10 protein-coding genes are annotated in these 12,174 nt (G+C 66.1%); 2 read left to right on the top strand and 8 right to left on the bottom strand.

Translation table 11 applies throughout. The annotated features are described in order from the left end of the window. The 3 genes from B5X73_RS05635 to htpX all read right to left on the bottom strand — a co-directional run bounded on the left by B5X73_RS05635 (position 1) and on the right by htpX (position 3,857). On the bottom strand, positions 1-906 hold the full coding sequence (locus B5X73_RS05635; RefSeq protein WP_176167737.1) for an AEC family transporter: 906 nt from the start codon (positions 904-906) through the stop codon (positions 1-3). A gap of 126 nt (positions 907-1,032) precedes the next feature. Further along, entirely contained in the window at positions 1,033-2,901 is a 1,869-nt protein-coding gene (htpG, locus tag B5X73_RS05630; protein WP_254857235.1) for a molecular chaperone HtpG, read from the bottom strand. A gap of 65 nt (positions 2,902-2,966) precedes the next feature. Continuing rightward, on the bottom strand, positions 2,967-3,857 hold the full coding sequence (gene htpX, locus B5X73_RS05625; protein WP_079520892.1) for a protease HtpX: 891 nt from the start codon (positions 3,855-3,857) through the stop codon (positions 2,967-2,969). A gap of 192 nt (positions 3,858-4,049) precedes the next feature. On the opposite strand from htpX, the gene gluQRS reads away from it, so the two are divergent. Continuing rightward, positions 4,050-4,937: a tRNA glutamyl-Q(34) synthetase GluQRS gene (gene gluQRS, locus B5X73_RS05620; RefSeq protein WP_079520891.1), complete on the top strand. Its 888-nt coding sequence runs from the start codon at positions 4,050-4,052 to the stop codon at positions 4,935-4,937. A 57-nt stretch (positions 4,938-4,994) separates the two neighbouring features. Continuing rightward, a complete protein-coding gene (gene phbB, locus B5X73_RS05615) occupies positions 4,995-5,735 on the top strand; it encodes an acetoacetyl-CoA reductase (RefSeq protein WP_036118085.1) in 741 nt (246 codons plus the stop codon). Between the two features lie 3 nt (positions 5,736-5,738). Here the strand turns inward: phbB and B5X73_RS05610 are convergent, their stop codons facing one another. The 5 genes from B5X73_RS05610 to B5X73_RS05585 form a co-directional block, all read right to left on the bottom strand. Then, entirely contained in the window at positions 5,739-6,845 is a 1,107-nt protein-coding gene (locus B5X73_RS05610; RefSeq protein ID WP_079520890.1) for a catalase family protein, read from the bottom strand. Between the two features lie 99 nt (positions 6,846-6,944). Further along, complete coding sequence (locus B5X73_RS05605) at positions 6,945-8,606, bottom strand: ShlB/FhaC/HecB family hemolysin secretion/activation protein (RefSeq protein ID WP_176167736.1); 1,662 nt, start codon at positions 8,604-8,606, stop codon at positions 6,945-6,947. 82 nt (positions 8,607-8,688) lie between these two features. After that, positions 8,689-10,275: a collagen-like triple helix repeat-containing protein gene (locus B5X73_RS05600; RefSeq protein WP_139382659.1), complete on the bottom strand. Its 1,587-nt coding sequence runs from the start codon at positions 10,273-10,275 to the stop codon at positions 8,689-8,691. Positions 10,276-10,662: 387 nt separating this feature from the next. Then, positions 10,663-10,968 carry an STAS domain-containing protein gene (locus B5X73_RS05590; RefSeq protein ID WP_176167735.1) on the bottom strand — a complete coding sequence of 102 codons (306 nt, stop codon included), beginning with the start codon at positions 10,966-10,968 and terminating at the stop codon, positions 10,663-10,665. A gap of 11 nt (positions 10,969-10,979) precedes the next feature. After that, on the bottom strand, positions 10,980-12,161 hold the full coding sequence (locus tag B5X73_RS05585) for a methyl-accepting chemotaxis protein (RefSeq protein ID WP_036114832.1): 1,182 nt from the start codon (positions 12,159-12,161) through the stop codon (positions 10,980-10,982). Positions 12,162-12,174 lie beyond the last annotated feature (13 nt).

Below are 12,174 nucleotides of genomic sequence, written 5' to 3'. Positions count from 1 at the left end.
TCAGCCGGCGGGGAGAAACAGGTTGCCCAGCGGAATGGTCACGAGTGACAGCAGAATGCCTGCGCCCAGGACGGTATTCGCCAGACGCGGCTCCAGTCCGTGCTGGTCGGCGAGAATCGCCGCCGAAATCATCGGAGCCATGGCTGCCTGCAGCACGCCCACGGTGAGTATCAGACCGCTTACGCCAACGGCGAGGCCGATACCCAGGACGATCAACGGCGCCAGCAGCAGCTTCCAGCCGAGGCTGGCGGCGAGAGGCCCGGCCTCCTCCCTGCGCAGGTGCAGCTTGAACTGCAAGCCGACGGAGAAAAGCGCCAGCGGCGTCAGGGTCTGACCGACTTGCAGAAGAACCTTCTCGATCGCCGCCGGCCAGCCCCCAGACACGCTCACGACGATACCCACGAGCAAGGCCAGAAAGGCCGGAAAAGTCAGTACCCGCCGGACGATGGTCGGAACACTCGCACCCTTGCCGGAGTAGATCGACGCGACCACGATGCCGCCCGCCGCCAGCAAGGGGAAGCAGCCCAACTGATCGGCGATCACCGCGATCGACAGGCCCGGCTTACCGTGCAGGGCTTCCATCAACGGATAGCCCATGAACGAGGTATTGCCCAGGCCGCTCACGAGCGTGAGGCAGCCGATCCGCTGCGCCGACCAGCCCACCACCCTGCCAAGCAGCGCAAAAAGCGCCCATGCACCGAAGAAGGTGACATACATCCCCAACACCGGGAACCACAGGTGTGCATCGACCGTCACATGCGGCACCAGCGCGAGAACCAGCGCTGGCAACGCGACGTTGAGCACCCACCAGTTGATCCCCGGCACTATCCCCTCGGGCAGGCTGGCGTAACGCCGGCAAAGGATGCCAAGCGCCAGACAGACGAAGAGGATGAGCAAGGCTGACATGGGGCGAACGATAGCAGCCCGCCCCGTCAGATGTAGGAGCGCGCCTCGCGCGCGACATGGCTCACCATCGGCACGTGGTCGCCGGGCGTGTCGCGCGCAGGCGCGCTCCTACATTCTTCGGCGCCTCTAGCCCAGCAGCACGCGGTTCATCCGCTGCACGAAGGCGGCGGGGTCGGACAGCTGCGCACCGGCGGTGATCTCGGCCTGCTCGAGCAGCAACCCGGCGAGATCGGCCGCCCTGGTGTCATCGGCTTCCGCGGCGAGACGCTTCACCAGCGGATGCTCGGGGTTGAGCTCGAGCACCGGCTTGGACTCCGGCACGTCCTGCCCGGCTTCGCGAAGCAGACGAGCCAGATGCGGGGCGAGATCGAAGTCGGCGAGCGCGAGGCACGACGGCGAATCGGTAAGACGTGCGGACACACGGACGTCGCCGACGCGGTCGCCGAGCAGCGCCTTGGCGCGATCGATCAGCGGCGCGGCGGCTTCGCTGGCGGCCTCCTGCTTCGCCTTGTCGGCCTCGTCCAGCGGGAACTCGCCCTTGGCGACGTTACGCAGGCGCTTACCGTCGTATTCGGTGAGGTAGCCGAGCATCCACTCGTCGACGCGGTCGAACATCAGCAGGACTTCGATGTCCTTCGACTTCAGCGCTTCCAGCTGGGGGCTGCCGGCAGCGGCGGCGTAGCTGTCGGCGGTGACGTACCAGATGGTGTCCTGACCGACCGCGGCGCGGTTGATGTACTCGTCGAACGATACCGTCTTGGCCGAGCCCTCGCCCTTGGTCGAGGCAAAGCGCAGCAGCTTGGCGATGCGGTCGCGGTTGGCGGTGTCTTCGACGATGCCTTCCTTGAGCGTATTGCCGAAGCCGGCGAGGAACGTGGCGAACTTCTCCGGCTCGTCGCGCGAGATCTTCTCCAGCAGATCGAGCACGCGCTTGGTGCAGGCCGCCTTGATGCGCTCCAGCTGACGGTTCTGCTGCAGGATCTCGCGGCTGACGTTCAGCGGCAGATCGTCGGCGTCGACCACGCCGCGCACGAAGCGCAGGTAGTTGGGCAGGAGTTCTTTGGCGGCGTCCATGATGAAGACGCGCTTGATGTACAGCTTGAGGCCCTTCGGCTCTTCGCGACCGCCACCGCCCATCAGGTCGAACGGCGGCTGTTCCGGCACGTAGAGCAACGTGGTGAAGCTCTGGCTGCCCTCGACGCGGTTATGCGTCCAGGCCAGCGCATCGTTGAAGTCGTGGCCCAGGGCCTTGTAGAAGTTCTGGTATTCCTCGTCCGTGATCTCGCTCTTCGAGCGCGACCACAGCGCGGACGCCGAGTTGATCGTGGTCCACTCGGTCGGGTCCGGCTTACCGTCCTTTTCGACGGGCATCCTGATCGGAAACGCCACGTGGTCGGAATACTTGGTGACCAGCGAGCGCAGCTGCCAGGCCTTGAGGAATTCGTCCTCATCCGCCTTCAGGTGCAGCACGACGGTGGTGCCGCGCTCGGAGACCGTCATGTCCTCGAGCACGTACTCGCCCTTGCCGTCGCTCTCCCAGCGCACGCCTTCGACGTCCGCGGCGCCGGCACGGCGGGTGATCACGGTGACCTTGTCGGCCACGACGAAGGCGGAGTAGAAACCGACGCCGAACTGGCCGATCAGGCGCGCGTCGGCTTTCTGCTCGCCGGAGAGGGCTTCGAGGTAGCGACGGGTGCCGGAGCTGGCGATGGTGCCGATGTTGGCGACCACCTCGTCCTTGCTCATACCGATGCCGTTGTCGCGGATGCTGATGGTGCGCGCATCCGGATCCCAGGTGATCTGGATGCGCAGGTCCGCGTCGTCGGCGCTCAGGTCGGGCTGCGCCAGGGCCTCGAAACGCAGCTTGTCGCAGGCGTCGGAGGCGTTTGAGATCAGCTCGCGAAGGAAGATTTCCTTGTGCGAGTAAAGGGAGTGGGTGACCAGATGCAGGACCTGGGCGACCTCGGCTTCGAACTTACGGGTTTCCTGGCTCACGATGCCGTTCCTTCATGGGATGGACTGGCAGCGGATTATGGGGGCGGCTCCGTGAGGAAAAAAGGTTAGGCCGCCTTCTGAAGCGCCGCGATCCGCTCCTCGATCGGCGGGTGGCTCATGAACAGCCGCTTGAAGCCCGAGGCCAGGTGGCCGGAGATGCCGAAGGCCTGGATCGTCTGCGGCAGGGAGGTATCGCCATGGTTGCCCGACAGGCGCTGCAAGGCCGAAACCATCGACGCGCGCCCCGCCAGGCTGGCGCCAGCGGCGTCGGCGCGGAATTCGCGCCAGCGGGAGAACCACATGACGATCATCGAGGCGAACAGGCCGAAGACGATCTGCAGCACCATGACCACGACGAAATACCCGATGCCGCCCTCCCCGTCGCGCTCGCGGCCGCCGCTCATCCAGCTGTCGACCACGCGGCCGACGATCCGGGCCAGCACGATCACGAGCGTATTCAGGACGCCCTGGATCAGGGTGAGGGTAACCATGTCACCGTTGGCGACGTGCCCGATCTCGTGGCCGAGCACGGCGGAGACCTGCTCGCGGTCCATCTGCTGGAGCAGACCGCTGCTGACCGCCACCAGGGCGTTGTTGCGGCTCATGCCCGTGGCGAAGGCGTTCATCTCCGGGGCGTCGTAGACCGCCACCTCCGGCATGCCGATACCGGCTTTCTCGGCGTGACGGCGGACGGTCTCGACGAGCCAGCGCTCGGTCTCGTTGGCTGGCTGCGTGATCACCCTGGCACCGGTGCTCATCTTCGCCGTCCACTTGGAGATGGCCAGCGAAATGAAGGCGCCGCCCATGCCGAAGACGGAGGCGAAGACGATCAGGCCGCCGATACCCATGCCGCGCTGCGCGGCCCACTGGTCGATACCCAGCACATGGGTCACGCACATCAGCAGAAGGATGACGGCGAGGTTGGTGGCAACGAAAAGAGCGATGCGTTTGAACATGGGTTTCTCTCTTATGACGGCTGGCTGTATGGCGCCGCCCTGGCGAAGTTTTCGGGGCAGACGCTGAACGATTCAATGCCCGCGTGCGCCGCGTTCAGCCGGGCCGCGCCCCGACGCGGGTCCGTCGGCGGCGTCATCGCCTACACTGAGTCATCCGCGTCCCGCACGCCTTGAGAAACTGCTCAACTTTTCGTGTCATCGAACCCTCCACGCTACCGGGGACGCTTCGCTCCCTCCCCCACCGGCGCCCTGCATTTCGGCTCGCTGGTCGCAGCCGTGGGTAGCTGGCTGATGGCGCGGCGCGCGGGCGGTGACTGGCTGGTGCGCGTGGAGGACATCGATCCGCCACGCGAGGTTCCCGGATCGGCCAGGTCGATCCTCGCCACGCTGGAGGCGTTCGGCCTGATCGCCGACGAAGCCCCGGCGTACCAGTCGCGCCGGAACGACCTCTATGAGTCCGCCTTCGCACGCCTGCAGGCGGCCGATCGGGTCTTCCCCTGCTGGTGCAGCCGTGCCGACCTGGCCACCCACGGAGGCATTCATCGGGACGGACGTTGCATCGCGCCATCGGACCGGGCGCGCCCGCCCGCATGGCGCCTGCGCACGCCCGACCGGACCGTCACGTGGCACGACGAACTCCAGGGACCTCAGCGCGAAAACCTCCGGGAAACGGCGGGCGACTTCGTGGTCCGCCGTGTGGAGGGGCTCTGGTCATATCAGCTGGCCTGCGTCGTGGACGACGGCGACCAGGGCATCACCCAGGTCGTGCGTGGCGCCGACCTGCTCGACTCGACGGCCCGGCAGGTTCATCTCCAGGGCCTGCTGGGCCTACCCACACCGGCTTATCTGCATTTGCCCCTGGTGCTCGACGCGGAAGGCCGCAAACTGTCGAAGTCGGCTGCGTCCCTTCCGGTCGATGCCGGAGATCCGTTGCCCGCCCTCCGCAGCGCCCTGGCGTGGCTGGGCGTGGACATCCGATCCGCAGCGACCCGTCCGGAGCGGATCCTGCGCGATGCGCTCGATGGATTTTCGCCTGCGTCGCTTCGCCGCAGTAGTCTTACCCCCGCCCCGACGCTATAAAAGTCGTTTGCCCGCAAAACGGGCCACCATCGAAACAGGTCAGAAATGAAGCAAGGGATCACGCAACGCACGGCCCTGGTCACCGGAGGCACCGGCGGCATCGGTACGGCGCTCGTGCGCTACCTTGCCCGCCAGGGTCATCGCGTGGCGACCAATTACCGCGACGAAGCCCGTGCCGCCGCCTGGCGCGAGGACATGATCCGCGACGGCATCGACGTGGTCATGGTGCCCGGGGACGTCTCCGAGCCGCACACCGCCGAAGCCATGGTCCGCGAGGTCGAGGCGCTGGCCGGTCCGGTCGAGATCCTGATCAACAATGCCGGCATTACCCGCGACACCACCTTCCACAAGATGGACTACCAGCAGTGGACCGAGGTGGTGAACACCAACCTCAATGCCTGCTTCAACGTCACCCGCCCGGTGATCGAAGGCATGCGCTCGCGTCAGTGGGGCCGTATCGTGCAGATCAGCTCGATCAACGGCCAGAAAGGCCAGTACGGCCAGGCCAACTACGCCGCGGCCAAGGCCGGCATGCACGGTTTCACCATCTCGCTGGCTCAGGAAAACGCGCGCTTCGGCATCACGGTCAACACGGTTTCGCCGGGCTACGTGGGCACCGACATGGTCATGGCCGTGCCGGAAGACATCCGCGCCAAGATCGTTGCGCAGATCCCCGTAGGACGGCTGGGCCGCCCCGAGGAGATCGCCCATGCCGTGGCGTTTCTCACCTCGGAAGAATCCGGCTGGATCACCGGATCCAATCTCGCGATCAACGGCGGCCACTACATGGGTTGGTAAGGCCTAGAGCCTGAGGTCGTCCAGCGAGTTCGGCTCACCGATCGTGCGGTGATTGTGGTGAGCGCGAAACTTCGCCATCACCATGTACGCCACGCGCCGCGCACGCATCACCGAACCCAGCGGGCGATGTGCGGCCACGCCGTGCCACGGACTGAAGGACAGGCCATCGTCGATCGCCTGCTGGCGCACTTCGTTCCATGCCTCCTGCGGCTGAAGCACGATGCGCGCCACGTCGATGTACGGGCTCTTTTCTTCCGACCAGGCCACCGAGGCGTCCTCGATCGGCATGCTCTCGGCATCGGTACAGAACTGGACGCGCAGATCCCACTCACCGCCCTCGCGGGCGAAGTGCTCGACCATCGCGTCACGCAGGCCGTTGGGCTTGCCGTTGACGTTGAGCTCCGCACCCGTGAGCGCGGTCAGGTTCGGTGAGTGCGGCGCGACCGACACCTTCACCACGTAGTCGCCGAAACGAATCGGCGCCTGGCTGTAGTAGGTGTCGCCCAGCGGATGGGTTTCCGGCTGACCGCCCAGGGCAAGCAGCGTGGAACTCTTGCCGCCAAAGGCCTCGATCACGCGCTCGGTACCGCGCAACACGGCTGACAAGGCTTTTTTCGCGCCCTCGGCACGATCGGTCGTGGCAGCCACGAGCTTCAGCGTGCCGGCGAACTTCTTCGCGTTTGGCGCGGAGAACGCCGGGCCATTGACCATGACGAAGTCCTGCGTGGCGTCGCCGACACTGCCGGGAAGACGTTCGCCTTCGACACCCAGGATCTTGATCGCCATGCCGCGGGGCGTCGAAACGCTGTCGTCGAGGATGTCGCCCGGCACCGTGGAAAGGCGCATGACCAGCGGATACCGTCCGGGCTTCGAAAAAATGCCCTGCGCCAGTTCCACGGGGAGATCGTCCGGGACGATCAGCTCACCGGTGAGCAACCCATGGCTTTTCGCGTGCACCGAGCGGAACGCGTGCTTCTCGTGCTCCAGCGTGGTCTGGTTGATCTTCGTCAGTGTCTCGACGAGCTGCTCCGCGGTCTCCGGCTCATCCGCCTCGATGTGCTCGAGCGATTCGTCGAAAAGGATCGGCGGCGGGGTCAACGAGAGGGGCATAGGGCGGCTTCCGGTCAGGTGGCGTCGGTGGATCGTGCCGCCGCCGCTGTGAACGTCCGGTCGGCACGAGGCACGCCACGTGAAGGCGCATCGCCGCCGCTACATCAGCTTGTAGCTGAAGGTGAGGTTCCACCGGGTCTCGCGGTCGTCGCTTTCCGGGGGACGGTCGCCCGTCGGCCTGGCCAGAGCGAAATCCAGGGAGTAGTGCTTGTTGTCCGACACGCGCACGCCAACGGCCGCCGAATCCAGCTTGTCGATCAGCGGACGTGAGCCATTGAGGTAGACGCGAGCGGTCTGGTAGACCAGATAAGGCACCACGGACTTGATCCACTTCGTACCGGAGACAAAGCCGCGATTGACCTCGGCCGACGCCGCCCAGCCGCTGTCCCCCGCGGCATCGCCCGGGTCGTAGGCATAGGCGTAACTCGGGCCGCCGAAGTTGATCTGCTCGGTCGAGGGCAAGGCGTTGTCGCTGTACTGGCCGGTCCCGCGAACCACGGTACCGAACTTGTGTTTCCACTGCTCCGACCAGGCGAAGTTCATGGTGTAGCGGGTGAAGCTGACGTCGGGGGTGGATATCGCCAGCGGTCCGTTGTTGCTTACCGCACGCGAGTACGCACCCATGCCGGCGAAGCCATGCGCCGCCGCAATGCTGAACTGCCCGGTACGCTGCGTGCCTGCCTGAAGCCATGCCAGTTCCGCATTAAGTACCCGGATGCTGGACTGCAGCGCCACCATCGCACCATTGTCCGTGTTGCGATAACGGTCGTCCTGTCTGGACGCATAAATGCCCATCGTGAGGCTCAGCCGCCGGGTATTGGTCAGCACGATGGGGTAGACGGTGGAGAGCGCCAGACGATCCTGCGTCAGCCGGTGATCGAGATACGCCGGCAACTGGTTATCGGTGTCGGGGGAGCCCCAATAGCGGGTCGCATCGATCTTGCCCTGCCAGCCTTCCGAGCCGAACGGCTCCATATAACCGAGCGAATAGAGTCGCTGCCCTCCCCCGTTCGGGAACAGCGTGGACAGGCTGAGCTGCTCACCGAGCGGTGTCGCTCCGTTTTCCAGCAGGGTGAAGACACCCTGCGCGCCAGGATGGTTGAAGTCCATACCGTAGTTGACGTCGTAGCGCTGGCGTTTGGCGACGAGCTCGAGCTTCGTCGCGCCATCCGTCGTCGTCGGCGGGGGGACGTTGGCACCGACCGTGAGCCCGGGCAGTTGCCCGAGCAACTGGGTATAGCGCTCGAAGGTCTCCTGCCGCAGCGGACGCTCGCCGACGACGTGCGATGCGATGGCCCGGACGCGTGAATCCATGTTGCCGGTGTCGCCGGTCACGCTGACCTCGGAGACGTAGCCTTCGACCACCGCGATGTGCACGACGCCGCCGGCGAAGCTCTGGTTCGGCACGAAGGCGAACGACAACGCGTAGCCGGCCTGCTTGTACATCGCCGTGACACGGTCGGCCGCGGCGATCAGTTCGCGCACCGAGGTGTCCTTGCCACGCATGGGTGCGAATTCCGCCGCGACTTTCGCGAACGGAATGGACCTGACACCGGTCACGTCGAAACGCGTCGGTGTCAGGTGGCTGGCGAGCAGAGCTTCCACAGCCTGGGTGGGCGCTTCCACGTTGACCTTCACGGGCGCCTGCTTCGGCGCTTCCGTTCGGGGAAGGGTCTGCAACGGATTGGCAGGGGCGCGGACCTGCCCTTGCGCGGAACACACGACGGTCATGCCAAGAAGGCACCCGAACCATCGATTCATGGACTTTCCCCTGATTTTTTCCATGTTGCTACGACAACGGGCGGCGCGTGTGCGCCGCCCGTCTTTCCCACGCTTTCAGTTTTCAGCGGTTGCCACCACCCAGCAGGCCTTTGAGGCCGAGCTTCGGGTTGTCGTTGTTGTTCTGCAAAGCGCCACCGGTGAGGCCACCGACCAGACCGCCGACCGAGCTGCCCACGGTATTGGTCACACCGGCCAGCGCATTGCCGAGGCCTGCCGAACCCGTCGAGCCGCCACCTGCGGTGGCACCCACGCCAGTGGCGGCGGCCACGGTGTTGACGACCGTGCTGACGCCGCCGGTCACGCCTGACAATGCACCGCCGCCAGAGACCGCTGCCGTGGCGCCGTTGCCGACGGCGGTGACCGTATTGCCCAGACCCGTGGTAACCGGTGCCAGCGGAGCGAGCGCGCCGGTGCCGAGACCGGAGACCGTGGCTCCCACGCCGGATACGCCACTGGTCACACCCGCGAGCGTCGTGCCGACCGTGTCGCCTGCGCCAGTGCCCGCCTTGCCCAGGCCGTTGGAAAGCCCGCTGCCGATCGGAGCCAGCGCCGCTCCCACGTTCTGTACCGCCGTTCCCGCTGTCGTGGTGAGGCCACCGGCCGCGCCCGGTGCCTGCACCGCGGCGATACTGGCGCCCAGGGCACTGACGCCCGTGCTCGTGCCACTGACAAGATTGCCGCCGCCCGTACCGACCGCCGCGACCAGGTTGCCCGAGTTGATCGGCGACGCGCTGTCACCCAAAGCCATCGCAACCGGCGTGACGACATTGCTGAGCGTTTGCGTCAGCCCATTGGCCGAGTTGGAATTGAGCGCGCCACCCAGCGACGAACCGAGCTGCTCGACGCCCGTGCCGACCATCGAGACCGCCGTGCCGACCGCCGCCGTGATCGGGGTGATCGGCGTGCCCGCGCCCACCGTGCTGACACCGCCACCCAGATCGTTCACCGCGCCGCCCACCTGGGTCACGACGTTATCCAGCGTATCCGTGGTCGTACCGACCGGATCCGAGGTATTGCCGATCTGACCGAGACCGCTGGTCACGCCGTTGCCCAAAGTGGTGACCGCTCCACCAAGGCCATCGACGGCGTTACCCAGACCGTCGGTGAGGCCCGTGGTGCCACCCAGGACGCTCACGCCGGGAATGGTCGAACCGACGTCGGACACCGTGTTGCCGATGGCGGCAATGATGCCGCCAAGCCCGGACGCCGCCATTCCCGTGGTGGTGGTGCGAACGACCGGAGGAGGAACCGTGCCACCACCGCCCGTGCCACCGCCATCGCCACCGCCGCCGGTGCCACCCCCGGTACCGCCACCATCGCCACCACCGGTGCCGCCCGTTCCGGTGCCGCCCGCTCCGGTGCCGCCCGTTCCGCCGCCGCCCGCTCCACCGCCGCCGGTACCCCCGGTGCCTGCGCCACCCGTACCGCCGCCGTTGTCGCCGGTGCCGCCGCTACCGCCCGTGCCGCCACCGCTATCGCCGCTACCGCCGGCTCCACCCTGTCCGCTCGGATTGACACTGGTACCCGACCCGCCGCCGGAACGCGTCGAACCATGACCGCTGCATGCCGTCATCGACACCGCGCCTGCAAGCAGGCAGCTGACGAAGAAAGTACGGGTGAGAACCTTGCTGAATTTGTGCTCGCTCATGATTCACTCCTCGAGCGCACGGCGCTCTGGGTAGTGCCCCCTGCCATGTGGGAGCTAAACATCGAATGTGACCCACGTCACAGCCGGTAAATTCATGAGACTCGCAGGCCCGGTGCCGAAATACGCAAAATTGGCGGGTAAATGGGCATCTTCGACGCGATTTCGGCCAAATGTCGACGGGCGCCAAAGCCACGACGCGCTGGATCGAGCGAAACGCGAAATTCGGGTAAGCGGTGTTTTTTCCGTCGGAAAATCGGCTGGCGGATGGGGGAAGCGACGTGTTCTTCGTCGGGCTCGGCTTCGCCGTCGCAATTCACCGGGCCACAAAAAAACGCCCCGGCAAGCCGGGGCGTTTCCGTGAAACCGAAGCCGGTCTTTGAGCCGCTTTTAGTGCACGGTGAAAAGCTTATCGAAGCCAGCGATGCGCAGCGTATTACGCAGGTCGGCACCGGCGTTGACGATGCGGATCTCGGCGCGGTCGCCGCCGGCGTGCTCGCGCAGAAGCATCAGCATGCCCAGCGCGGAGCTGTCCATGCTGGTGACCTGCTCGAGGTCCAGCACGTAGCTGCGGGCCGCTGCCACGTCGCCCAGGCAGGCATCGTGGAAGGCACGATGGATGGAGAAGTCGAAGCGCTCGCCCAGGTGCAGGGTCAGGCAGCCGTGATCGGTATCGTTGTGGACGTTGATGGCCATGGTGTCTTCCCTCAGAACAGGTCGATGTCGCCGGCAGCCATCGACTGCTGGAGGGCGGGGCCGCGGGCACGCAGGCGGGCGCGTTCACGCTGTTCGGCCAGTCGCGAGCGGACGCGCTGGGCGCGGGCGCCGAGCTCGGACGGATCGGACGGCGCGCAGGCGAGTTCTTCGATGTCACGCGTGCAGTCGGCGGTGATTTCCTGCAGCTCGACAAGACGCGAGCGGGTCTGGTGCAGCAGCTGGCTGAGGATATCCTCGAACTGCAGCGAGCGGATGGTGGTCGAGACGTCCGTGCCGAGACCGCGGTTGATCATGGCCGCCTCGTCCGCCGCGGCGCTGGTGCGCTGGTTGGACTCGGTGATGGTCGACATCATCTGGTCGATGTCGCCCTTGGCGGACAGCGCCACGTTCATGTCCTGCGAGGCCATGTGGCCGACCAGCTCGCGCAGCTGTTCCATCGCGGTGCGCGAACGCTCCACGTGGGTACCGATCTTTTCGTTGAACTGGTTGCTGTGCTGGGCGAGGTTGCGGATTTCGCCGGCCACCACCGCGAAGCCGCGGCCGGACTCACCGGCACGTGCCGCTTCGATGGCCGCGTTCAGCGCCAGCAGGTTGGTCTCTTCGGCGATCGTGTTGACGTTCTTCAGCAGCGCAAACACGGCGTCCATTTCCTTCGCCATGCCGTCGATGCGGTAGACGATGCGCAGGCTCTCGCGCGACAGCTGGACGATCAGGCCGACGAAGTGCTCGAGCAGTCCCGCGGTGCGATCGGCGAAGTCCTGCACCGAGATGCCCTGGCCGCCGCTCTCGATGATCTGGCTGAGCAGCTTCTGCTGCTTTCCGGTCTTGTGCGACAGGCCGTTGAAGCCGCCGCCCAGTTCGGCGACCGCGTCGCGGACCAGGTCGAGTGCCTGATGGAGTTCGCGGCTGGCGTGACCGAGCTCGTCGACGATGGCGCTGCGAACGTCTTCCATCGCTTCGCGCACGGACGCTTCGTCGTTGGATGCCGTCGAGCTGAGCACGACCTCGACGTCGGGCAGCGGTGCGGGCACGAGGCTGATCGCGATCCAGGTGGCCGTCAGCAGCGCCACGACGACCGGGGCGACCCAGGCGGCGTGGAACACCAGGACGGTGACCAGGGCGATGGCACTGGCGATGAAGCCGATGCTGCGTTCGTTCTTGGGATTGACCATGATGACGTCTCGT

This window comes from Luteibacter sp. 22Crub2.1, from assembly GCF_900167995.1.
GTDB classification, from domain to species: domain Bacteria; phylum Pseudomonadota; class Gammaproteobacteria; order Xanthomonadales; family Rhodanobacteraceae; genus Luteibacter; species Luteibacter mycovicinus.
Note: the sequence above shows the minus strand (reverse complement) of the source record. Positions and strands in the feature narration are given on the sequence as shown.